Here is a 22,080-nt window from a genome sequence, read left to right on the forward strand (position 1 = left end):
CAGGGCCCGCTTTGCGGCCCTCTTCTATCGCTTGTTCAGGCCCTTCGCCAGGCGGTCCCCACCCAGCTGGATCAACGCCACCAACGCCACCAGCATGGCAATCACGGTCAGCATGATCTGGCTGTCAAAGCGCTGGTAGCCATACCGGTAGGCAATGTCGCCCAAGCCCCCGGCACCGATCGCACCGGCCATGGCCGAGGAGTTGATCAGGGTCACCAGGGTAATGGTGAACCCCCCGACGATGCCCGGCAGCGCCTCGGGCAACAGCACGTGCCAGACGATGTGCCAACGCCGACAGCCCATGGCCTGTGCAGCTTCCACCAAACCATGGTCGACTTCGCGCAGGCTGACCTCGGCAATGCGCGCAAAAAACGGCGTGGCGGCAATGGTCAGCGGCACCACCGCCGCCCACACCCCGTAGGTGGTGCCTACCACCAGGCGGGTGAAGGGGATCAGCGCGACCATCAGGATCAGGAACGGGATCGAGCGGAACAGGTTGACGAAGGCGCCCAGCACCCGGTTCAGCAACGGTGCCTCGAAGATTCCGCCCTTGTCGCTGGTGACCAGCAGCACCGCCATGGGCACCCCCACCAGCAGGGCGATCAGCGACGACACGCCGACCATCAGCAAGGTGTCGAGCAAGCCGTCCAGCAGGCGATCAAACCACATGGCCCAGTACCTCCACGTCCTCGGCCCAGCGGCGGGCACGTTCCAGCAGTTGATGGGTGTCGTGCGGCGAATGTTGCACCGACAGGATCAGTTGCCCCAAGGCATGCTCGCCGATGGTTTCCACGCCGCCCTGCAGCAGGCGTACGCGGCCGCCCAGATCGTTGAACAAAGCAGACAGCTCGGGCTCACCGAGCAGGGTCAGTTTCAGCACTACAGCGCTGTCGCGGCTTACCGGGCTGGCCCGCAAGCTGGCTTGCAGTGCGGCAGGCAACCTGGCCTGCAACGGCGCTAGCAGGGTTCGGGTGACCTCGTGGCGTGGGGCACCGAACACCCGCCAGACTTCGCCCTGCTCGACCACTTCGCCGCGCTCCAGCACGACCACCCGGTGGCAGATATCGCGGATTACCGCCATTTCGTGGGTGATCAGCACGATGGTCAGGCCCAGCCGCCGGTTGATGTCGCGCAGCAACTCAAGGATCGAAGCGGTGGTTTCCGGGTCCAGCGCCGAGGTAGCTTCGTCGCACAGCAAAATCTCGGGGTCGTGTACCAGCGCCCGGGCAATGCCGACGCGCTGTTTCTGCCCGCCAGACAGCTGCGCCGGGTACACGTGGTGCTTTTCCTGCAAACCGACCAGCTCAAGCAAAGCGCGCACCTTGCGCTGGCGCTCGGCCTTGGCCACGCCGGCCACTTTCAACGGCAGTTCGACGTTTTGCCATACGGTCTTGGCCGACATCAGGTTGAAGTGCTGGAAGATCATGCCGATGCGCCTGCGCAGCGCCACCAGGTGGTCCTCATCGAAAGGCGCGATGTCCACCTGGTCGATCAGCACCCGGCCCTGGCTGGGTTGCTCCAGGCGGTTGATGGTACGCAGCAGTGAAGACTTGCCGGCACCGCTGCGGCCGATGATGCCGAAGATCTCGCCATGGCGGATGTTCAGGTCGATGCCTTGCAAGGCCGGTTGCGGCTGGCCAGGGTAGGTCTTGCCCAGGCCGATAAAGCGTACATGGGCTTCATTGACCTCCGGGCGCAGGGCCTGTTCCTTGACCGGTGGCGGCGATGGTTGTGGTGCAGGCGCCCTGAGCGCGTGGGCCTGGCGCATGTCAGCCTTCCCAACCGGCTTGGTAGAGCTTGCCGTGGGCTTTGTCCAATGCTGCGCGCACCACCGGAGAGTGCTGGTAGATGTCGACGAACCTGGCCAGCCGTGGGTCGTCCTTGCTTTGCGGGCGGATGACGAACTGGATCACGTATTCCTTGTTTTCCAGGCCGTCGAACAGCAATGCCGAGGTGGCATCGAAGGTGTTGGCCAGGCGGATGTAGGCCGGGTAGCCCTGCACCAGGTCGGCGTCGTCGTAGGCGCGGACCAGCTGAACCGCCTCGACCTGAAGGATTTTCAGCTTTTTCGGGTTGGCGACGATGTCGTCCTCGGTGGCCTTGTAACCAACACCTGGCTTCAGGGTGATCAGCCCGGCCTTGGCCAGCAGTTGCAGGCCACGGCCGCTGTTGATCGGGTCGTTGGCGATCGCCACGCTGGCGCCCTCAGGCAGCTCGGCAAAGCTCTTGTACTTTTTCGAGTACAGGCCAACGTTGTTGATGATGCCCGAGGCGTAAGGCACCAGGTTGAAGCCCGCAGCAGCCTTGGCGTTCTCCAGGAACGGGATGTGCTGGAAGTAGTTCACGTCGATGTCGCCGCTGTTGAGGCTGACGTTGGGCGCGATCCAGTCGCTGAATTCGATCAGCTTCACTTCCAGGCCTTGCTTGTGCGCTTCTTCCACGGCGGCTTCCAGCGGAATGGCAAAAGCCGAGGTGGTGCCGATCTTCAGCGGTTCGGCAGCCAGGACACTGGCGGACAGGCCCAGGGTGAGGGCAATGGCCGCGACGGGCCGGAACAGTTTCTCAAGCATGGTGCAGGGCTCCAGTCGGGGCAGGGGTTGGGGTAAAGCGGTAGGTCGAGCCCGGGTGGTCGGCGGGCAGGTGCGGGTGGTCGGCCTGGAACAGCTTTTCGCGCAGGGTGCCTTCGGCATAGGCGGTCTTGTAGCGGCCACGCTGTTGCAACTGCGGGATGACCAGGTCGATGAAGTCCTCGAAACTTTCCGGGGTGACGGTGCGGGTCAGGTTGAAACCGTCCAGCCCGGTTTCGTCGATCCAGGCGATCAACTGTTCGGCCACCTGTTCCGGTGAGCCGACCAGGGTTACGTAGCGGCCACCCAGGGCGTGCTGTTCAAGCAGGCGACGGCGGGTCCAGGCGCTGTTCTGCAACTGGCGCGTGGCGGACTGGATGGCATTGCCCTGGCTGAAGCCAATCGGCTCGTCCAGCCCGTAGGCCGCAAAGTCGATGCCGGTGGAGGCGGCGAAGTGCGCGACGCCGGCCTCGGGGCTTGCATGGCGCAGGTATTCGGCATGCTTGGCCTGGGCCGCTTGCTCGGTAGGGGCGACGATCACCGTGATGCCCATGAACACTTTGATCGCTTGCGGGTCGCGCCCGGCGGCCTGGGCGGCAGCGCGCACCTTGTCGACCTGGGCGCGGGTGGCGGCCTTGTCCTGGCCACTGATGAACACGCATTCGGCATGGTTGCCGGCGAACGCCAGGCCACGCTGCGAGCTGCCGGCCTGGAACAGTACTGGGGTGCGTTGCGGCGAGGGTTCGCTCAGGTGATAGCCCTCGACGTTGTAGAACTCGCCGTGGTGGCTGACCTTGCGCACCTTGTCGGGCCGGGCATAGACGCGCTGCTTGCGGTCTGCGACCACCGCGTCATCGGCCCAGCTGCCTTCCAGCAGCTTGTAAAGCACTTGCAGGTATTCGTCGGCCTGGTCGTAGCGACGGTCATGCTCGGGTTGCTGCTCAAGGCCCATGGCCCGGGCGGCGCTGTCGAGGTAGCCGGTGACGATGTTCCAGCCCACCCGGCCATTGCTCAGGTGGTCGAGGGTGGAAAGCCGCCGGGCGAACAGGTATGGCGCTTCGTAGGTGAGGTTGGCGGTAAGGCCGAACCCCAGATGGCGGGTGACGGCAGCCATGGCCGAAACCAGCAGCAGCGGGTCGTTGACCGGCAGCTGGATCGACTCCTTGAGGGTGACGTCCAGCGACTGGCCGTAGATGTCGTAGGTGCCGACGATGTCGGCAATGAATAGCCCGTCGAACAGGCCGCGCTCCAGCAGGCGGGCCAGATCGGTCCAGTATTCCAGGGACTTGTACTGGGTCGAGGTATCCCGTGGGTGGGTCCACAGGCCGTGGTTGATGTGCCCGATGCAGTTCATGTTGAAGGCATTGAGCAGAATCTGCCTGGCCATCAGATGGTCCCCCGGCGTGGCGGGTTGGTATCGTTGAGGTAGTAGTTGCCGATGGCGTGATACTTCCAGCGCACCGGGTCGTGCAGGGTATGCACGCGGGCGTTGCGCCAGTGGCGGTCGAGGTTGTGCTCGGCCAGCGTTGCCTGGCTGCCGCCCAGTTCGAACAGGGCAGTACCGGCAGCGAGCGAAATCTCGGTGCTGATGGCACGTGCTTCGGCCACGGCAATGGAGGCGGCGGCCACGTTGTCGGCCGTGCTGTCGTCGCGGGCGCGGTCGAGGTATTCGCCGGCGCGCTCCAGCAGGGCTTCGGCGGCATGCAGACGGATCGCCAGGTGGCCGAAACTCTTCAGCGTCAGCGGGTCATCCGTAGCCTTGTCCAGGCCCGAGTCGACCCACGGGCGGCTGCGGGTGCGCACGAAGTGCAGGGCATCTTCATAAGCGGCGCGGGCGATGCCAGTGTCGATGGCAGCATGAAGAATTTGCGCCAGCGGCCCGACCGGCGTGGGGCGCTCGAACGCGCTCTGGAACGGCACCACATCGGCGGCGCTGACGTACACGTTGTCAAACACCACCGAACCGCTGCCAGTGGTCCGCTGACCGAAGCCGCTCCAGTCGTCGATCACCTGCAAGCCCTGGCTATCGGCCGGGACGAAGGCCAGCTGCTGCACGCCTTGTTCATCGACGACCGAGGTGGGAATGCGCTGGGCGTAGATGGCGCCGGTGGAATAGAACTTGCGGCCGTTGATGCGAAAGCCGTCGCCGTCACGGCTCAGGCGGGTGGTGCGATCGTTGGCGGTTTTGGTGCCCAGCTCGGCCAGCGCATTGCCGAAGCGCCGGCCGGCGAGTACTTCGGCGTACAGGCGCTGTTGCTGCTCGGGGGTGCCGTTTACCCGCAGCACTTCCAGGCCGTAGAAATGGTTTTGCGGGATTTGCCCGAGCGAGCCGTCGGCCTGGGCGATACGGGCGATGACCTTGGCCAGGGTGACGTGGGACACGCCGGCGCCGCCAAAGGCCTTGGGCACGCTGATGGCCCACAGGCCGGAGCGGGTGAACAGCTCCAGCTCGGTATGCGGCAGGCGGCGCTCGCGATCGCGCAGGACGCTGTCGCGGCGCAGTTGCTGGGCGATGTCTTCGGCGACGGCCAGGGCCTGAGCGTCGCTGGTGATGATAGCGATTGTCATAGAGTTCTCCGGGGGCCGCTTCGCGGCCCTTCGCGGGCTTGCCCGCTCCCACAGGTAAAGTGATGCCAGTTCAGGCGGCGGTAATCCTGTGGGACCGGGCAAGCCCGCGAAGGGCTGCGCAGCAGCCCCAAAGGCAGCAAATCAGATCCAGGAATGCCGCGCAGGCAGGGTGCCGTTGAGGTGGTACGCGCCCACCGCGTGGTACTTCCAGCGCACCGGGTCGTGCAGGGTGTGCACCCGGGCATTGCGCCAGTGGCGGTCGAGGTTGAACTCGGCAAGGGTGGCGCGGCTGCCGGCCAGTTCGAACAGCTTCTCGCTGGCCTGCAGGGCAATTTCGGTGGTCAGCACCTTGGCCTCGGCCACCGCAATCGAGGCGCGTGCCGCGCTGGCTGCGTCGATGGGCGCAGCATTGACCTCGTCGAGTACCCGCGCGGCTCTGCGTAGCAGCGCTTCGGCAGCGTGCAGTTCGAGCTTCAGGCGGCCGATGTCGGCAATCACATAAGGGTCGTCACTGGCGCGGTCCACGTTGGCTTCGATCCACGGGCGGGACTTTTCCCGCACGAACGTGATCGCATCGTCGATTGCCGCTTCGGCAATGCCGGCGTCGATCGCCGCCTGGATCAGCTGCGAGGCTGCGCCCTGGATGTTGGGGATGTCACGCTGGCGCCAGTTGTCGATCACCAGCTCCGCGTCTACCGGCACCTCGTCCAGCAATACAGTGCCGCTGGCGGTGGTGCGCTGGCCGAACCCGGACCAGTCATCGACGATGCGCAGCCCCGGGCTGCCACGGCGCACGAACGCCAGGCGCTGACGACCTTCCTCGTCGAGGGCTTTTACCGCCACCCAGTGGGCGAACAGGGCACCGGTGGAATAGAACTTCTCGCCGCTGATGCGATAGCTGTCGCCGGCGCGGGTGATCCGGGCCTTGAGGGTGAGGGTGTCCTTGGTGCCGCGTTCGGGGCCGGCATTGCCGATGCGCCAGCCGTCGAGCACGCTGCGGAAGATCAGCGCCTGTTGCGCCTCGGTGGCTGTCAGGCGAATCAGTTGCAGCATGCCGAACTGGTTCTGCGGGATCTGCCCCAGGGCCGGGTCGGCGGCACTGATCAGGCGGAACACTTCGGCCACGGTTGCGAACGACACGTCGGGGCCGCCGTGGGCCTTGGGTACGCTGATGCTGCCCAGGCCGCTGCGGGTGAACAGCTCGATCTCCGCCCACGGCAGTTTGCGTTGCTGGTCGCGGCGGGCGGCTTGCTCGCGGGCAACCTCGGCCAGTTCACGGGCCGCTTGCAGGGCTTCGGCGTCGGTGCGCAGTACCTTGGCCGGCAGCAGCAGGGGCGAGCTGTCGAGATCGCTATGGAATTGGGTATTTGGCTGGCTGGACATCAGTACCGCTCCTTGGCTGCACTCAATGCCCTGGCGATACGCACTGGGGTGATTGTGATCCTGACCATTCCTGACCTCACAAAAAAGTTGTGTCGCTACAGCTGGTCGCGACAAATGTGTGCTGGTCCGGTGGTCCGGTTTATATACCCTAATGCTTTATAAAAAGTTTATGAACTAACTCTTTGGAATATGTATAGAAGGAGGGATTTGTTACAGATGTGCCGGCCCTTTCGCGGGCACGCCCGCTCCCACAGGTACTGCACAGGTATTGAAACCGGTGCGACACCTGTGGGAGCGGGCGTGCCCGCGAAGAGGCCGGAACAGGTTTACTCGGAGGCGGCAGTGCCGAGGAACTTGCGCAGGAACTGGCGGGTACGCTCTTCCTTCGGCGCCGCAAACAGTGCCTTGGCCTCGCCCTGTTCCACGATCACGCCCTTGTCGAAGAAGATCACCCGGTTCGCTACGTCCCGGGCAAAGCTCATCTCGTGGGTGACAATGATCATGGTGCGTTTCTCCTCGGCCAGGCCGCGGATGGTCGCCAGCACTTCACCCACCAGCTCCGGGTCCAGTGCCGAGGTGGGTTCGTCGAACAGGATCACCTCCGGCTCCATGGCCAGGGCGCGGGCGATGGCCACCCGTTGCTGCTGCCCGCCCGACAGGCGCCGTGGGTAGGCGTCTTCCTTGCCTGCCAGACCGACCTTGGCCAGCAGGCGCCGGCCCAGTTCGATGGCTTGCTCGCGGGGCGTCTTCTTGACGATCACCGGCCCCTCGATCACGTTCTCCAGGGCGGTACGGTGGGGGAACAGGTTGAAGTTCTGGAATACGAACCCGGCCTGCTGGCGCAGGCGGCGTATCGCACTTTGCTGGCCACCCAGCGGGCGGTTGGCATCGATGCTGATGGCGCCTATCTTGATCTGCCCGGCGTCGGGGGTTTCCAGCAGGTTCAGGCAGCGCAGGAAGGTGGTCTTGCCCGAGCCGCTGGGGCCGATGATGGCCACCACTTCGCCGGGCTGCACGGTCAGGTCGATGCCGTTGAGCACGGTCTGGCCCTTGAACTGCTTGGTCAGGCCTTTGACTTCAATCATGCTCATTGCTCCTGGTCATGCTGGTTGACCCGCGCTTCCATGCGGTTCTGGAAGTGCGCGAGGATGCTGCACAGCACCCAGTAGATGACCGCGACCGCCACGTACATGGTGAACACTTCGAAGGTGCGTGCGGTAATCAGCTGCGCCTGGCGGAACAGCTCTGGCACCTGGATGGTCGCGGCCAGCGCAGTGTCCTTGACCAGTGAAATGAAGCTGTTGCCCAGCGGGGGCAGGGCGGTACGCAAGGCTTGTGGCAGGATCGCCCGGCGCATGGCCTGGACGCGGGTCATGCCGATACTGGCGGCGGCTTCCCACTGGCCACGGTCGATCGAGGAGATTGCAGCGCGCAGGATCTCGCAAATGTAGGCCGCCATGTTCAGCGAAAGGCCGATCAGCGAAGCCGGGATGGGATCGAGTTCGATGCCGATCTGCGGCATGCCGAAATAGATCACGAACAACTGCACCAGCAGCGGCGTGCCGCGGAAGAACGACACGTAGATCCGCGCCAGCCAGTTCAGCGGCAAGAGCTTCGAAAGCCGCATCAGCGCCAGGGCAAAGCCCAGCAGCAGGCCGAAGAACATGCCGCCGACACTGAGCAGCACTGTATAACCCGCGCCCTTCAGCAGGAAGGGCGCGGAGTCGACAACGAGTTGCAGGCTTTCAGCAATCATTTGGTGACATCGGCACCGAAGTATTTTTCGGACAGCTTGGCCAGTCTGCCGTCAGCCTTTAGCTTGTCGATGGCCTTGTTGATGGCCGCCAGCAGTTCAGGCTCGCCCTTACGCAGCGCCACGCCGCTTTCCAGGCGCGAGAAGGCATCGCCGGCCAGTTCGGTGTCTTTGGCTTTTTGCGCGTATTCCAGCGCGGCCAAGCGGTCGATCAGGATGGCATCGATACGGCCGTTGCGCAGGTCGGCGAACTTGCTCGGGTCGTCTTCATAGGTGCGCACTTCGGCTTTCGGGACGTCTTGCTTGACCCACTGTTCGTAGTTGGTGCCCAGGCCCACGCCGACTTTTTTGCCGGCCAGGTCTTGCGCGGTCTTGATGTTCAGGTCCGCGGCTTTCTTCTTCAGGATCAGGGCCTGGATGCCCGAAACGGTATAGGGCTCAGAGAAATCGTATTTCTTCTTGCGCTCCTCGGAGATGGTCACCTGATTGACCACCACGTCCAGGCGCTTGGATTCCAGCGCGGCAAGGATGCCATCCCACTTGGTCGGCTGGATCTTGGCCTTGACCCCCAGCTCCTTGGCCAGCAGTTCCGAAAGCTCCACTTCGAAGCCCGCCAGCTTGCCGTTCTCGTCCTGGAAACTGAACGGTGGGTAGGTGCCTTCGAGGCCGACGTTGATCACGCCTTTTTCCTGGATGGTCTTCAACTGCTCGCCGGCGAACGCCTGGCTGAGCAGGCCGGCACCCAGCAGGATGGCCAGGCTGGCGTTGAGTAGCGGTTTGGCGAATTTCGACATGTCAGAGCCCCGCGCTTGTTGTGTAAGTAGTGAGGTGGCGACTATAGGGTTGGCTTTTTAGGCCAGGAAATACTAAAAAATTATTTTGTTATTCCCTTTTTTGTTTGTGCCAGATGCTGGCTGCTTTGAGGGTAGGCGAGGATGCTCGCTACGTCATCGCGGCTTATGCCTGACTTAGCGCAGGATGGAATAAAGCGTTGTTTTTTCCAAGGGACGGATTTGCCGTAGAGTGGGCTGTATGTAAGCAGGGTGGGCCTCTTCGCGGGTAAACCCGCGAAAGGGCCTAGCCTGCCGATAAAAATAGTTTGGCCGACTCAGGCAGGAGAAAACCGTGAGCGAACAACCTTCATCCGCGCACTGGCAGTTGCACAGCATTGTCACTGGCCTGCGTGGCGCCCGTGAGCAGTGGCGCACCCGCAATGGCCGCAGCATTGGCGAGCAGGGCGGGCGCGAGCTGCCGTCGCGCGAGGCGATGCGGCAGATCCTGGAGCAACTGTGCGGCGCGTTGTTCCCCATGCGCCTTGGGCCTGTGGACCTGCGCGAAGAGAGCGAAGACTTCTACGTTGGCCATACCCTGGATGCCGCGCTGACTGCATTGCTGACCCAGGCGCGCCTGGAGTTGCGCTATGCCGCCCGGCAAAGCAAGGCTGAGCTGGCCAGCGTCGATGGCCATGCGTTGAAGCTGATCCAGGGCTTTGCTGCTGCGCTGCCGGAAATGCGGGTGCTGCTCGACACCGACGTGCTGGCCGCCTACCACGGCGACCCCGCCGCGCGCAGCGTCGATGAAGTGCTGCTGTGCTACCCGGGTATCCTGGCGATCATCCACCACCGCCTGGCGCACCACCTGTACCGGGCCGGCCTGCCACTGCTGGCACGGATCAGTTCGGAGCTGGCGCATTCGGCGACCGGTATCGATATTCACCCGGGCGCACAGATCGGCCCGAGCTTCTTCATCGACCACGGTACCGGGGTGGTCATTGGTGAAACCGCGATCATCGGCGAGCGCGTGCGTATCTACCAGGCGGTGACCCTGGGCGCCAAACGCTTCCCCAGCGATGAGTCCGGCACCCTGCACAAAGGCCTGCCGCGCCATCCGATTGTCGAGGACGATGTGGTGATCTACGCCGGGGCCACGGTGCTGGGGCGTATTACCATCGGCAAGGGTTCGACCATTGGCGGTAACGTGTGGCTGACCCGCAGTGTGCCTGCTGAAAGCAACATCACCCAGGCCAACCTGCAGCTGGATTGCCAGGACAAGAATTGATCTAGCATTTGCTTAGCCTGTACCGGCCCTTTCGCGGGTAAACCCGCTCCCACAGGTACCCCACAAAGACTGAGGCTTGTGCAGTACCTGTGGGAGCGGGTTTACCCGCGAAAGGGCCGGTACAGGACAACACCAATCAGCGTCCCAATTCGCATTGAAAACCGATCCATGTTTAACTTGAACGCTTGTTCAATGAAAAACGCTGGTCCGCTGCCGGTGTTCAACAGGAGGATTCCTTTGCTGAACCCGTTCATTTCGAACCTCACGTCATTCGACGAGGTGCACGCCCGATGAGTGCACCGAACACTTCCGCTGCCAATGGCAAAATCCGCATGAACCCCCCGGTGTTCTACTTTGCGGCAAGTTTTATCCTCATCTTTGGCCTGGTGGTCATCTCCAACCCGCAAGCCGCAGGCGACTGGCTGCTGGCGGCGCAGAACTGGGCGGCCAATACGGTCGGCTGGTATTACATGTTGGCCATGACGCTGTACCTGGTCTTCGTGGTGGTCACCGCCTTGTCCGGCTATGGCAAGATCAAGCTCGGTGCCGACCACGACGAACCCGAGTTCAGTTACCTCTCATGGGCCGGCATGCTGTTTGCCGCCGGTATCAGCATTACCCTGTTCTTCTTCTGTGTCTCCGAGCCGCTGACGCACATGTTGCAGCCGCCCCAGGGCGAAGCGGGCACGGCCGAGGCCGGGCGCCAGGCGATGCAGATCCTGTTCCTGCACTGGGGCCTGCATGGCTGGGGCGTATTCGCCTTCGTCGGCATGGCGCTGGCCTACTTCGCCTACCGCCACAACCTGCCGCTGGCATTACGTTCGGCGCTGTACCCGCTGATTGGCAAGCGCATCAACGGGCCGATTGGCTACGCAGTGGATGGCTTCGGCATCATCGCCACGGTGTTCGGCCTGGGTGCCGACATGGGCTTTGGCGTGCTGCATTTGAACGCCGGTCTGGACTACCTGTTCGGCATCAGCCACAGCCAGTGGGTGCAGGTGATCCTCATCACCCTGATGATGGGCGCGGCGGTGGCCGTGGCCGTCGCCGGGGTAGAGAAGGGGGTGCGGGTGATGAGCGACATCAACCTGTTCCTCGCCTGCGCGCTGCTGTTGTTCGTATTGTTTGCCGGGCCTACACAGCACCTGTTCAACACGCTGATCCAGAACCTTGGCGATTACCTGGGCGCGTTGCCACGCAAAAGCTTCGACGTGTATGCCTACGGTGAAAACCGCGACTGGCTGGGCGGCTGGACGGTGTTCTACTGGGCCTGGTGGATTGCCTGGGCACCGTTCGTGGGCCTGTTCATCGCGCGCATTTCCCGCGGCCGCACCATTCGCGAGTTTGTCTTCGGCGTGCTGCTGATTCCGCTGGGCTTTACCCTGGCGTGGATGTCGATTTTCGGTAACAGCGCTCTGGACCAGGTCATCAATCACGGCATGACCGCGCTGGGCCAGTCGGCACTGGATAACCCGTCGATGAGCCTTTACCTGCTGCTGGAAACCTACCCGTGGAGCAAGGCGGTGATCGCCACCACGGTGTTCATCAGCTTCGTGTTCTTCGTGACGTCGGCCGACTCAGGCACCGTGGTGCTGTCGACCTTGTCGGCCAAGGGTGGCGATGCAGATGAGGACGGCCCGAACTGGCTGCGTATCTTCTGGGGCGCCATGACTGCACTGATTACCAGCGCACTGCTGTTCGCGGGCAGCATCGATTCGCTGAAGTCGGCGGTGGTACTGACCTCGTTGCCGTTCTCGCTGATCCTGCTGTGCATGATGTGGGGGCTGCACAAGGCGTTCTACCTGGAGTCGCAACGGCAGATCGCGCAGATGCACTCGCTGGCCCCGTTCGCCCAGTCACGTCGCGGCCGTGGCGGCTGGCGCCAGCGCCTGAGCCAGGCGGTGCACTTCCCGTCGCGTGATGAGGTGTACCGCTTCATGGACGACGTGGTGCGCCCGGCGATTGCCGATGTGCGTGAAGTGTTCGAGCAGAAGGGCCTGGTGCTGATCACCCAGGATGACCCGAGCCATGACAACGTCAGCCTGAAAATTGGCCATGGCGAGGAGCAGCCGTTCATTTACCAGGTGCAGATGCGTGGCTATTTCACGCCATCGTTCGCCCTGGGTGGGTTGGGTGCGCAGGAGTTGAAGAACCGCCGCTATTACCGTGCGGAGGTGCACTTGAGCGAAGGCAGCCAGAATTATGACCTGGTGGGCTACAGCAAAGAGCAGATCATCAACGACATCCTCGACCAGTACGAGCGGCACATGCAGTACCTGCATCTGGTCCGTTAGATCGCCGGGGCCGCTTTGCGGCCCATTCGCAGCACAAGGCTGCTCCTACAAGGATACGTGATCCCTTGCAGGAGCAGCCTTGTGCTGCGAATAGAGGCCAAAGGCCTCCCAAAATCTGTCAGAAAGGTGCATCCCCCAGGATGGTCGCCCTGTGCATCACCCGCCGGTTCGGCCGGTAATCATCCACCGCAAAATGCTGGGTCACGCGGTTGTCCCAGAACGCTACATCATTTTCCTGCCAACGCCAGCGAATGCTGAACTCCGGTCGCGTCGCATGGGCGAACAGCAGCCTCAGCAGCGCATCGCTCTCCAGTTCGCTCAGTTCATTGATGCGTGTAGTGAACCCTTCATTGACGAACAACGCCTGGCGCCCGCTCACCGGATGTGTGCGCACCACCGGGTGCGACAGCGGGGGGTTGTTACGCCGTGTGGCCTCCCAGCGCGCCAGGTCTTCCGGCGTGGTGCCAAAGCGCTCCAGCGGAAACGACTTGGTGAAGTCGTGGGTGGCGGTCAGCCCATCAAGCATTTCACGCAGCGGCGCCGACAAGGCTTCGAAGGCCGCAATGCCGCTGGCCCACAGGGTATCGCCACCGTAAGCGGGCAGCTGCTTGGCGCTGAGCACCGCGCCCAGTGCCGGGGTCGGCAAAAAGGTCACGTCGGTGTGCCACACGGCGTTGTCGCGTACATCGGTGACTGCCGTGTCGAGCACCAGCACCTGCGGGGTTTCCGGCACGTTGGGGTAGATCGGGTGAATGTGCAGGTCGCCGAAGCGGGCGGCAAAGCGCGCCTGCTGCTCCGGGTTGATCGGCTGGTCGCGGAAGAACAGCACCTGATGCTTGAGCAGCGCCTGCTCGATGGCGTCGCGCTCTTCTGCAGTGATATCGCGGCTGATGTCCACGCCGCTGATCTGGGCACCGAGGGCCGGGCTGAGAGGGGTAACGGTCAGGCTCATGTTTTTTCTCGTTCTAGGCGCCGGGTTGCCGGCGTGGTCAGTCGGCAATCAGTGGCTCTGCCCGTGCCAGGGCACCAGTTTGCGTTGCAGGGCCCGCAGGCTCATTTCCAGGGCGAAGGCGATCAGGGCGATCAGCAAAATGCCCAGCACCACCACATCGGTGACCAGGAACTGCGCCGCCGACTGGACCATGAAGCCCAGGCCGCTGGTGGCGGCAATCAGCTCGGCGGCTACCAGTGTCGACCAGCCGACCCCCAGGCCGATGCGGATGCCGGTGAGGATGTCGGGCAGCGCACTGGGCAGGATCACATGGCGGATCAGTTGGGCCTTGGTCGCGCCCAGCGACTGCGCCGCCCGCAGCTTGGCCGGGTCGACCGTGCGCACACCGGTGGCGGTGGCAATGGCGATCGGGGCGAAGATCGCCAGGTAGATCAGCAGCACCTTCGACAGCTCGCCGATACCGCACCAGATGACGATCAACGGCAGGTAGGCCAGCGGCGGGATGGGCCGGTAGAACTCGATCAGCGGGTCGAGGATGCCACGGGCCACGCGGTTGTAGCCGATGGCGATGCCGACCGGGATCGCGGTCAGGGTCGCGGCCACCAGCGCCAGGCCGATACGGCCCAGGCTTGCGCCCAGGTGCTGCCACAGGCTGGCGTCCATGTAGCCCTGGGTCAGCAGGGTCCAGGCCCTGGCCAGGATGTCGCCGGGCGAGGGCAGGAACAGGGGCTCGATCCAGCCGGCGGCCGTCACCAGCCACCAGACCAGCAGCAGGCTGGCCAAGGTCAGGGTGCTGATCCAGCGAGTGGACAGTGGTCGGCGCAGCTTGGCGGCGGGCCGGGTTTGTGCGGTGTGTTTGCCGGCGACCGGCAGGTCCAGGCTGCTCATGCGCGCTCCTGCAGGCTTTGGCGTTGGGAGAACACCCGCGCCAGTACATGCTCGCGGGTTTCGATAAAGGCGGGGTCGGACTTGATGGCCCGGGCCGATTCGCCAGCGGCATAGCGCTGGCCGAAGTCCAGTTGCAGGCGTTCCACCACGCGCCCCGGGTTGGGCGCCAGCAGTACCAGCTCGCTGGCGAGGAACACCGCTTCTTCGATGTCGTGGGTAATCAGGAACACCGGCTTGGCGGTGCGCTGCCACACCTGAAGCAGCAGTTCCTGCATCTGCTCGCGGGTGAACGCGTCGAGGGCGCCGAACGGTTCATCCATCAGCAATACCCGTGGGTCGGCCGCCAGCGCGCGGGCCAGGCCAACGCGCTGCTTCTGCCCACCGGACAATTGCCAGATGCGCCGCTCACCGAAGCCATCAAGGTCGACGAGGGCGAGCATTTCCCGGGCCTTGGCCTCACGCTGGGCGCGGGGCACGCCGGCCAGTTCGAGGCCGAAGGCGACATTGCCCAGCACGTTCTGCCATGGCAGCAGGGCATCATCCTGGAACACCACGCCGCGCTCGGCACCAGGGCCTTGCACCGGTACGCCGTCGAGGGTGATGCGCCCGCCGCTGGGGGCGACAAAGCCGGCGATCAGGTTGAGCAGTGAGGTCTTGCCGCTGCCGGAAGGCCCCAGGGCCACCAGCAGCTGGCGTGGCCCCAGGCTCAGGTTGATGTCGGCCAGCACCGGGGTGCTGGCGCCAGGGTACTGTGCGCTGATGCGCTCCAGCTCGAGCAAGGCCATGACGGGCTCCGGATCAGTTTGGAAGGAACTTGGCGCTGACGTACGGCGAGTAGTCCGGCAGTACGGCGTCGACCTTGCCTTGCTGCTTGAGGAAGTTGGCCGTGTCGGTCAGTGCCTGGGTGGTCGGCGCGCCCAGGGCGTTGGCCTGGTCTGCGGCCAGTGGGTAGACGTTGCCCTCCAGCAGCACCGGGATGTCGCTGGCCTTGGCGCCGGACAGCTTCACCAGCTTGTCTACGTTGCCCTTGTCGGCCAGCCAGGCTTTCGGGTCCTTGCGGTAGTCGGCGTAGGCATCGAGGGTGACTTTGGCAAACGCTTTGACCACCTCGGGGTGCTTCTCGGCGAAGTCTTTGCGCACAATCCAGGCATCGAAAGTAGGTGCGCCTTTCTGGGCCAGTTCGCCAGAGGTGATCAGCACCTTGCCATTTTCCTTGGCCACGCCCAAGGCTGGGTCCCAGACGTAGGTGGCGTCGATGTCACCACGTTTCCAGGCGGCAATGATGGCCGGCGGCGCCAGGTTGAGGATCTGGACCTTGGAGGGGTCGATGTTCCAGCTTTTCAGGGCGGCCAGCAGGCTGTAGTGGCCGGTGGAAACGAACGGCACGGCGACCTTCTTGCCGATCAGGTCTTGTGGCGTCTTGATGCTGTCGCGGGCGACCAAGGCTTCACCGGCACCAATCTGGGTGGCGATGAGGAAGGTTTCGACCGGCAGTTTGCGGGTGGCGGCAGCGGCCAGCGGGCTGGAGCCCAGGTAGCCGATCTGCACGTCGCCGCTGGCCACCGCAGTGATCACGTCTGCGCCGTTATCGAATTTGCGCCAGTCGATGCTGGCCTTGCTGGCTTTTTCGTAGTCGCCATCGACCTGGGCCACTTTGGCCGGGTCGACGGTGGTCTGATAGGCCACGGTCAGGTCGGCGGCCTGAGCAAACCAGCTGGTGCTGGCGAGGGTCAGGGCAGCGAACAGGCGCAGCGGAGCGTGCGGGATCATGGTGGACCTCTCGTCAGGCAATCAGGGTGTTGGATGGCGAGAAGACTAAATGATCTAAGAATTTCTAAATAAATAACTTTTTTGCATTAGCTTAGGAGCCAAATGCTTTAAGCCCAAGGGGAGTGCGGTCTTTGTGGGAGCGGCCTTGTGTCGCGATGGGCCGCAATGCGGCCCCGGCATTTTACGCGGCGAAGCTGAAGTCCTGGGGCCGCTTCGCGCCCCATCGCGACACAAGGCCGCTCCCACAAAGACCGTAAAAGGCCGCCGCTTCTGTGGGGCAACCTGCCCAGTGGCGAAATCAGAGCGGGCTGCTAGGCTTTGTCGTCCCTATAGAACGATACGGTATTAGGTTATGAGCAAACGTTTGCAAATAACTTATGGTTATCAATGGCGAGGCTGCTACAACGTTTGGCAGTAAAGGTTCCAACCATATTCCGTAAAAATCTTACCAATTCATAAAACGGTCATTTTGGATTTATAGGATTGTCATTATCCTGTAGCGCAGCTGGCGTCTTAGACCAAAGTCGCGAAACGTTTAGAAACGATTGACTTAGTGGTCACGCTTTGGGACTAAATCGCCAATCCACGGTGAGAAGGGGCAGCAGATCCCTCCGCCAGAGATACACAAAAATTAGAACGTAGAGGAGCAAAACATGTACAAGTCCAGCCTGGCCCTGGCCGTGGCACTGGGGGTTCTCGCCCAACAAGCAGGCGCTGCCGGTTTCGTCGAAGACAGCAAACTGTCGCTTAGCTCGCGCACCATGTACTTCAACAACGACAACCGTGACGGTGGCGCTGACAACCGTGAATCGGGTCAGGGCTTCAAGCTCGACTACCTGTCCGGTTTCACTGAAGGCACCGTTGGTTTCGGTGTGGACGTCCAGGCCCTGTGGGGTATTCACCTGGATGGTGGCCGCGGCAAGCACCCTGACAACAGCTCCTTCTTCCCAAGCGACACCGACGGTTCGGCTGTAAGCCAGTGGGCCCGTGTGGGTGGTAACGCCAAGGCACGCTTCTCGAAGACCGAAGTTCACTACGGTAGCGCCCTGGCGCCGAACCTGCCGATCCTGGTCTCCAACGATGGCCGTCTGCTGCCGCAAACCTTCGAGGGTGGCACCATCCAGTCGAAGGAAATCGACAACCTGACCATTAACGCCGGTCAGCTGACCCACGCCATGGGCCGTGCTTCGAGCAACCGTACCGGCCTGTCGGTAGCGGGTGCTACCCAGGACAGCAACAAGTTCCGTTACGGCGGCCTGGACTACAAGCTCACGCCAGACCTGACCCTGCAGTACTACTACTCGAACCTGGAAGACTTCTACAAGCAGCACTTCCTGGGCGCGACTCACGTGTTCAAGATCGCTGACGACCAGTCGTTCAAGACCGACCTGCGCTACTTCGACAGCAGCAGCGACGGCAAGAACGGCGAGGCCGGCTACCGCTTCAACAACAACGGTGGCTATGCCAAGAACACTGGCGAGGTCGACAACAAGACCTGGTCCGCGATGTTCACCTACACCCTGGGTGGCCACTCGCTGATGCTCGGCCATCAGCGCGTCAATGACGACGGTGGCTTCGTCTGGCTGAACCAGGGCAGCGTGGTAGATGGTAATGGCCGCAACGAAGGCGCCGGCGGTTCCAGCTTCTACCTGTTCACTGACAGCATGATCAACCAGTTCGCCAAGGCCGGTGAAAACACCACCTTCGGTCAGTACGCCTACGACTTCGCTCGCCTGGGCGTGCCGGGCCTGAAAGCATCGGTTGCCTACCTGAAAGGTGAAGACGGTAAAAATGCCAACGGCAACGGCCACTTCAGCGAGTGGGAGCGTGATGCCCGTATCGACTACGTGATCCAGGACGGCACCTTCAAGGGCCTGGGCGCCAGCCTGCGTCACGGTGTGTACCGCGGCACCGGCACCAGTTCGCTGGCTGACCAGGATCAGACCCGTCTGATCTTCAACTACACTTACAACTTCCTGTAAGCCGTAGCTGAACAAGAAGCCTCGCGTGATGCGAGGCTTTTTTGTGCCTGCAAATTTGTATGCATTATGGTTATAAATAAATCGTTATTTATTCTTTTTGTTTTTAACCGAATGCAGGCACATTGAACCCATACGGTACAGAACCCAGCCAAGGAGCCGCAGCCCATGAGCCTTAAACTCGGCGATATCGCCCCCGATTTCGAACAGGATTCCAGCGAAGGCAAAATTCGCTTCCACGAGTGGCTGGGCAACAGCTGGGGGGTGTTGTTCTCCCATCCGGCCGACTTCACCCCGGTGTGCACCACCGAGCTGGGCCTGACCGCCAAACTCAAGGACGACTTCGCCAAGCGCGGGGTCAAGGCCATCGCCCTGTCGGTAGACCCGGTCGACTCGCACCATAAGTGGATCGAGGACATCAACGAAACCCAGAACACGGTGGTCAACTTCCCGATCATTGCCGATGCCGACCGCAAGGTGTCCGACCTGTACGACCTGATTCACCCGAACGCCAGTGACACCCTGACTGTGCGCTCGCTGTTCGTCATCGACCCGAACAAAAAGGTACGCCTGACCATCACTTATCCGGCCAGTACCGGGCGCAACTTCAATGAGATCCTGCGGGTGATCGACTCGCTGCAGCTGACCGACAACCACAAAGTCGCCACACCCGGTAACTGGCAGGACGGCGATGAGGTGGTGATCGTGCCTTCGCTCAAAGATGAGGAAGAGATCAAGCAGCGCTTCCCCAGAGGATATCGGGCGGTCAAACCCTATCTGCGCCTGACCCCTCAGCCAAACCGTTAATGGATTCCTCGTTGCATTGCTCTTAGCCAAGCAGGGATTTTCGGGCCGTTTCGACGGCCCTTTTTTATGCCTGCGCAGAATGTGTGGGCCGCGTCGCGAGCAAAGACAATAATGGAATAAACAAATGAAAAAATATGATTTCTAGATATATGTAGCAGCTGTTAATGTCACCTCCAACAGAACACAAGGAAGCGCAGCAATGCTGGTTGTCTCAATCGGTGGTAGCCCAAGTCTCCGTTCACGCTCCGGCGTGCTGCTAGAGCGTTCACGCCAGTGGCTACAGGACCGTGGCGTCGAGGTGGTGACGTTCCAGGTACGTGACTTCCCCGCCGAAGACCTGCTGCACGCCCGCTTCGACAGCCCGCATGTGCAGCACTTCCAGCAGCTGGTAGCCCAGGCCGATGGCCTGATCGTTTCCACCCCGGTGTACAAGGCTTCGTTTGCCGGTGCCCTTAAAACTTTGCTCGACCTGCTGCCCGAACGCGCCCTGGCCCACAAGATCGTGTTGCCAATCGCCACCGGCGGCAGCATCGCCCACATGCTGGCGGTGGATTACGCATTGAAGCCGGTGCTGTCGGCACTCAAGGCGCAAGAGACCCTGCAAGGGATCTTCGCCGACGACAGCCAGGTGGCTTACGCAGAAGGCACCAAGCCCGCGCAGTTGGTACAAGCGCTGGAAGAGCGCCTGCACGACTCGCTTGAAACCTTCCACGTTGCCTTGGCCCGTCGGCCACGCCCCGTGGCCCCCGGTGTGCTGAACGAACGCCTGATCAGCGCCCGCTGGAGCATTTGAACGGCACTACCCGCTTCACCACCTTACTGGCCCGACAACGAGGCAAGCAGGTGCAACCCGAACCTCATTCGCACAGGAGAGCGCCATGCGCACAGTCTTCTTGCGTCGCGGTCTGGTCGCCCTGTTTGCGGCGGCTGTGTCCTTCGGCGCCATTACCCAAGCCCAGGCCGAAAGCCTGCGTATCGGTTACCAGAAATACGGCACCCTGGTGCTGCTCAAGGCCAAGGGCACGCTGGAGAAGCGCCTGGCCGAGCAAGGCGTGCAGGTGCAGTGGACCGAATTCCCCGGCGGCCCGCAGCTGCTTGAAGGGCTGAACGTCGGCTCCATCGACTTTGGTGTTACCGGCGAGACCCCACCCGTATTTGCCCAGGCCGCCGGCGCTGATCTGCTCTACGTGGCCTACGAGCCGCCCGCGCCGCACAGCGAGGCGATCCTGGTGCCCAAGGGGTCGCCAATCCAGTCGGTCAAGGAACTCAAGGGCAAGAAAGTCGCCCTCAACAAAGGCTCCAACGTGCACTACCTGCTGGTCCGTGCACTGGAAGACGCCGGCCTCACGTACAGCGATATCCAGCCGGTCTACCTGCCCCCGGCCGATGCCCGCGCCGCATTCGAGCGTGGCAGCGTCGATGCCTGGGTGATCTGGGACCCGTACCAGGCCGCCGCCGAACAACAGTTGCAGGCGCGCACCCTGCGTGATGGCAAGGGCCTGGTCGACAACCACCAGTTCTACCTGGCCACCCGCAACTATGCGACCCAGCACCCGACGGTGATCAACACCTTGGTCGAAGAAGTGCGCGCGGTGGGCGAGTGGTCCCAGGCCAACCCGCAGGAAGTGACCGATCAGGTCGCACCGCTGCTCGGCCTGCCCGCAGACATCACCCTGACCTCGGTCAAGCGCCAAGGCTACGGTGCTGCACCGCTGACCCCCGAGGTAGTGGCCGCGCAACAGAAAGTCGCCGACACCTTCCAGGCGCTCAAGCTCATACCCAAGCCGCTGAGCATCAAGGACGTGATCTGGACACCCCCGGCCAAGGTCGCTAGCGCGCCTTGATTGATTCGCCCGTGCCGGGGCGCCGCCCTGGCTGAGCCACCCTTGAGGAGACAACTCCAATGAGCCTTAACATTTTCTGGTTCCTCCCGACCCACGGTGACGGCAAGTACCTGGGCACTTCCGACGGCGCGCGTGCGGTCGACCACGGTTACCTGCAGCAGATCGCGCAGGCCGCCGACCGCCTTGGTTTTGGTGGGGTGCTGATACCTACCGGGCGCTCCTGCGAGGACTCGTGGCTGGTGGCAGCGTCGCTGATTCCTGTGACCCAGCATCTGAAATTCCTGGTTGCCCTGCGCCCAGGGATCATTTCGCCGACCGTGGCAGCACGTCAGGCTGCAACGTTGGACCGCCTGTCCAATGGCCGTGCGCTGTTCAACCTGGTGACCGGTGGCGACCCGGATGAGCTGGCCGGTGATGGCCTGCACCTGAACCACCAGGAGCGCTACGAAGCCTCGGTCGAGTTCACCCGTATCTGGCGCAAGGTGCTGGAAGGCGAAAACGTCGATTACGACGGCAAGCACATCCAGGTGAAGGGCGCCAAGCTGCTCTACCCGCCGATTCAGCAACCACGCCCGCCGCTGTATTTCGGCGGTTCGTCCGAGGCCGCCCAAGACCTGGCCGCCGAACAGGTCGAGTTGTACCTGACCTGGGGCGAGCCACCGTCAGCCGTTGCCGAAAAGATCGCCCAGGTGCGCGAAAAAGCCGCTGCTCAAGGCCGTGAAGTACGCTTCGGTATCCGCCTGCACGTGATCGTGCGCGAAACCAACGAAGAAGCGTGGGCCGCCGCCGACCGCCTGATTTCGCACCTGGATGATGACACCATCGCCCGTGCCCAGGCCTCGCTGGCGCGCTTCGACTCGGTGGGCCAGCAGCGCATGGCTGCCCTGCATGGCGGCAACCGTGACAACCTGGAAGTCAGCCCCAACCTGTGGGCAGGCGTTGGCCTGGTACGTGGCGGTGCCGGCACCGCACTGGTAGGCGATGGCCCGACTGTCGCGGCGCGGGTGAAGGAATATGCCGACCTGGGGATCGATACCTTCATCTTCTCGGGTTATCCACACCTGGAAGAGTCGTATCGGGTTGCCGAACTGCTCTTCCCGCACCTTGATGTACAGCGCCCGGAGCAACCCAAAACCGGTGGCTACGTAAGCCCGTTCGGCGAGATGGTGGCCAACGACATCCTGCCCAAGTCCGTGTCACAGAGCTGAGGGCCGGGC

General features: G+C 62.8%; 20 protein-coding genes. 7 read left to right on the forward strand and 13 right to left on the reverse strand.

Annotation, left to right across the window (positions count from 1 at the left end; all coding sequences use genetic code 11):
- Positions 1-24 precede the first annotated feature (24 nt).
- The 9 genes from OZ911_RS01185 to tcyJ form a co-directional block, all read right to left on the reverse strand.
- On the reverse strand, positions 25-669 hold the full coding sequence (locus tag OZ911_RS01185) for a methionine ABC transporter permease (RefSeq protein WP_023048205.1): 645 nt from the start codon (positions 667-669) through the stop codon (positions 25-27).
- On the reverse strand, positions 659-1,768 hold the full coding sequence (locus OZ911_RS01190) for a methionine ABC transporter ATP-binding protein (protein ID WP_023048206.1): 1,110 nt from the start codon (positions 1,766-1,768) through the stop codon (positions 659-661). The genes OZ911_RS01185 and OZ911_RS01190 overlap by 11 nt, the downstream gene beginning before the upstream one ends.
- A gap of 1 nt (position 1,769) precedes the next feature.
- Positions 1,770-2,570 carry a MetQ/NlpA family ABC transporter substrate-binding protein gene (locus OZ911_RS01195; protein WP_016484382.1) on the reverse strand — a complete coding sequence of 267 codons (801 nt, stop codon included), beginning with the start codon at positions 2,568-2,570 and terminating at the stop codon, positions 1,770-1,772.
- The gene (locus OZ911_RS01200) at positions 2,563-3,954 is read right to left on the reverse strand and encodes an LLM class flavin-dependent oxidoreductase (RefSeq protein ID WP_016484383.1); all 1,392 of its coding nucleotides are present in this window, start codon (positions 3,952-3,954) and stop codon (positions 2,563-2,565) included. The genes OZ911_RS01195 and OZ911_RS01200 overlap by 8 nt, the downstream gene beginning before the upstream one ends.
- Entirely contained in the window at positions 3,954-5,135 is a 1,182-nt protein-coding gene (locus OZ911_RS01205; protein WP_023047210.1) for an SfnB family sulfur acquisition oxidoreductase, read from the reverse strand. The genes OZ911_RS01200 and OZ911_RS01205 overlap by 1 nt, the downstream gene beginning before the upstream one ends.
- Positions 5,136-5,276: 141 nt before the next feature.
- Positions 5,277-6,518, reverse strand: coding sequence for an SfnB family sulfur acquisition oxidoreductase (locus OZ911_RS01210; RefSeq protein ID WP_060518091.1), 1,242 nt, complete (start codon positions 6,516-6,518; stop codon positions 5,277-5,279).
- Positions 6,519-6,844: 326 nt separating this feature from the next.
- Positions 6,845-7,603 (reverse strand): L-cystine ABC transporter ATP-binding protein TcyN, encoded by a 759-nt coding sequence (tcyN, locus tag OZ911_RS01215; protein ID WP_016484386.1) that lies wholly within the window; start codon positions 7,601-7,603, stop codon positions 6,845-6,847.
- A gap of 2 nt (positions 7,604-7,605) precedes the next feature.
- A complete protein-coding gene (gene tcyL / locus OZ911_RS01220) occupies positions 7,606-8,274 on the reverse strand; it encodes a cystine ABC transporter permease (RefSeq protein ID WP_016484387.1) in 669 nt (222 codons plus the stop codon).
- The gene (tcyJ, locus tag OZ911_RS01225) at positions 8,271-9,065 is read right to left on the reverse strand and encodes a cystine ABC transporter substrate-binding protein (RefSeq protein ID WP_023047209.1); all 795 of its coding nucleotides are present in this window, start codon (positions 9,063-9,065) and stop codon (positions 8,271-8,273) included. Before tcyJ ends, tcyL begins: the two co-directional genes overlap by 4 nt.
- Before the next feature lie 331 nt (positions 9,066-9,396).
- On the opposite strand from tcyJ, the gene epsC reads away from it, so the two are divergent.
- Both epsC and betT read left to right on the forward strand, forming a co-directional pair.
- Positions 9,397-10,329 (forward strand): serine O-acetyltransferase EpsC, encoded by a 933-nt coding sequence (epsC, locus tag OZ911_RS01230; RefSeq protein ID WP_023047208.1) that lies wholly within the window; start codon positions 9,397-9,399, stop codon positions 10,327-10,329.
- Between the two features lie 332 nt (positions 10,330-10,661).
- Positions 10,662-12,623: a choline transporter BetT gene (gene betT, locus OZ911_RS01235; RefSeq protein WP_231995331.1), complete on the forward strand. Its 1,962-nt coding sequence runs from the start codon at positions 10,662-10,664 to the stop codon at positions 12,621-12,623.
- 118 nt (positions 12,624-12,741) lie between these two features.
- Here betT and tauD read toward each other — a convergent pair whose 3' ends face one another.
- From tauD to tauA, 4 genes are read right to left on the reverse strand one after another with little or no spacing between them, the layout of a single operon-like run.
- A complete protein-coding gene (gene tauD, locus OZ911_RS01240; protein WP_016484392.1) occupies positions 12,742-13,575 on the reverse strand; it encodes a taurine dioxygenase in 834 nt (277 codons plus the stop codon).
- Positions 13,576-13,623: 48 nt separating this feature from the next.
- Entirely contained in the window at positions 13,624-14,463 is an 840-nt protein-coding gene (gene tauC / locus OZ911_RS01245; RefSeq protein WP_060518078.1) for a taurine ABC transporter permease TauC, read from the reverse strand.
- Positions 14,460-15,248, reverse strand: a complete 789-nt coding sequence (tauB, locus tag OZ911_RS01250) for a taurine ABC transporter ATP-binding subunit (RefSeq protein WP_016497543.1) — start codon at positions 15,246-15,248, stop codon at positions 14,460-14,462. Before tauB ends, tauC begins: the two co-directional genes overlap by 4 nt.
- 13 nt (positions 15,249-15,261) lie before the next feature.
- Positions 15,262-16,233 (reverse strand): taurine ABC transporter substrate-binding protein, encoded by a 972-nt coding sequence (gene tauA / locus OZ911_RS01255; RefSeq protein WP_016484395.1) that lies wholly within the window; start codon positions 16,231-16,233, stop codon positions 15,262-15,264.
- A 653-nt stretch (positions 16,234-16,886) separates the two neighbouring features.
- On the opposite strand from tauA, the gene OZ911_RS01260 reads away from it, so the two are divergent.
- From OZ911_RS01260 to ssuD, 5 genes are all read left to right on the forward strand, one after another.
- Positions 16,887-18,215 carry an OprD family porin gene (locus OZ911_RS01260; protein WP_016484396.1) on the forward strand — a complete coding sequence of 443 codons (1,329 nt, stop codon included), beginning with the start codon at positions 16,887-16,889 and terminating at the stop codon, positions 18,213-18,215.
- Positions 18,216-18,380: 165 nt separating this feature from the next.
- The gene (locus OZ911_RS01265; RefSeq protein ID WP_023047205.1) at positions 18,381-19,019 is read left to right on the forward strand and encodes a peroxiredoxin; all 639 of its coding nucleotides are present in this window, start codon (positions 18,381-18,383) and stop codon (positions 19,017-19,019) included.
- A gap of 199 nt (positions 19,020-19,218) precedes the next feature.
- Positions 19,219-19,812, forward strand: a complete 594-nt coding sequence (gene ssuE / locus OZ911_RS01270; protein WP_016484398.1) for an NADPH-dependent FMN reductase — start codon at positions 19,219-19,221, stop codon at positions 19,810-19,812.
- 85 nt (positions 19,813-19,897) lie between these two features.
- Positions 19,898-20,863, forward strand: a complete 966-nt coding sequence (locus OZ911_RS01275; RefSeq protein WP_070086760.1) for a sulfonate ABC transporter substrate-binding protein — start codon at positions 19,898-19,900, stop codon at positions 20,861-20,863.
- 59 nt (positions 20,864-20,922) lie between these two features.
- Positions 20,923-22,071, forward strand: a complete 1,149-nt coding sequence (gene ssuD / locus OZ911_RS01280; protein WP_016484400.1) for an FMNH2-dependent alkanesulfonate monooxygenase — start codon at positions 20,923-20,925, stop codon at positions 22,069-22,071.
- Positions 22,072-22,080: the final 9 nt, after the last annotated feature.

It is taken from the genome of Pseudomonas fortuita, assembly GCF_026898135.2.
Classification (GTDB): domain Bacteria; phylum Pseudomonadota; class Gammaproteobacteria; order Pseudomonadales; family Pseudomonadaceae; genus Aquipseudomonas; species Aquipseudomonas fortuita.

Bases quoted from the DNA above. Each gene is read 5' to 3' on its own strand.
- OZ911_RS01275 (WP_070086760.1), top strand. From the start codon at position 19,898: ATGCGCACAGTCTTCTTGCGTCGCGGTCTGGTCGCCCTGTTTGCGGCG.
- tauA (WP_016484395.1), bottom strand. From the start codon at position 16,233: ATGATCCCGCACGCTCCGCTGCGCCTGTTCGCTGCCCTGACCCTCGCC.
- ssuD (WP_016484400.1), top strand. From the start codon at position 20,923: ATGAGCCTTAACATTTTCTGGTTCCTCCCGACCCACGGTGACGGCAAG.
- OZ911_RS01205 (WP_023047210.1), bottom strand. From the start codon at position 5,135: ATGACAATCGCTATCATCACCAGCGACGCTCAGGCCCTGGCCGTCGCC.
- tauD (WP_016484392.1), bottom strand. From the start codon at position 13,575: ATGAGCCTGACCGTTACCCCTCTCAGCCCGGCCCTCGGTGCCCAGATC.
- tauB (WP_016497543.1), bottom strand. From the start codon at position 15,248: ATGGCCTTGCTCGAGCTGGAGCGCATCAGCGCACAGTACCCTGGCGCC.
- OZ911_RS01200 (WP_016484383.1), bottom strand. From the start codon at position 3,954: ATGGCCAGGCAGATTCTGCTCAATGCCTTCAACATGAACTGCATCGGG.
- tcyN (WP_016484386.1), bottom strand. From the start codon at position 7,603: ATGATTGAAGTCAAAGGCCTGACCAAGCAGTTCAAGGGCCAGACCGTG.
- betT (WP_231995331.1), top strand. From the start codon at position 10,662: ATGAACCCCCCGGTGTTCTACTTTGCGGCAAGTTTTATCCTCATCTTT.
- OZ911_RS01195 (WP_016484382.1), bottom strand. From the start codon at position 2,570: ATGCTTGAGAAACTGTTCCGGCCCGTCGCGGCCATTGCCCTCACCCTG.
- OZ911_RS01260 (WP_016484396.1), top strand. From the start codon at position 16,887: ATGTACAAGTCCAGCCTGGCCCTGGCCGTGGCACTGGGGGTTCTCGCC.
- tauC (WP_060518078.1), bottom strand. From the start codon at position 14,463: ATGAGCAGCCTGGACCTGCCGGTCGCCGGCAAACACACCGCACAAACC.
- tcyL (WP_016484387.1), bottom strand. From the start codon at position 8,274: ATGATTGCTGAAAGCCTGCAACTCGTTGTCGACTCCGCGCCCTTCCTG.
- OZ911_RS01190 (WP_023048206.1), bottom strand. From the start codon at position 1,768: ATGCGCCAGGCCCACGCGCTCAGGGCGCCTGCACCACAACCATCGCCG.
- OZ911_RS01210 (WP_060518091.1), bottom strand. From the start codon at position 6,518: ATGTCCAGCCAGCCAAATACCCAATTCCATAGCGATCTCGACAGCTCG.
- OZ911_RS01185 (WP_023048205.1), bottom strand. From the start codon at position 669: ATGTGGTTTGATCGCCTGCTGGACGGCTTGCTCGACACCTTGCTGATG.
- ssuE (WP_016484398.1), top strand. From the start codon at position 19,219: ATGCTGGTTGTCTCAATCGGTGGTAGCCCAAGTCTCCGTTCACGCTCC.
- tcyJ (WP_023047209.1), bottom strand. From the start codon at position 9,065: ATGTCGAAATTCGCCAAACCGCTACTCAACGCCAGCCTGGCCATCCTG.
- OZ911_RS01265 (WP_023047205.1), top strand. From the start codon at position 18,381: ATGAGCCTTAAACTCGGCGATATCGCCCCCGATTTCGAACAGGATTCC.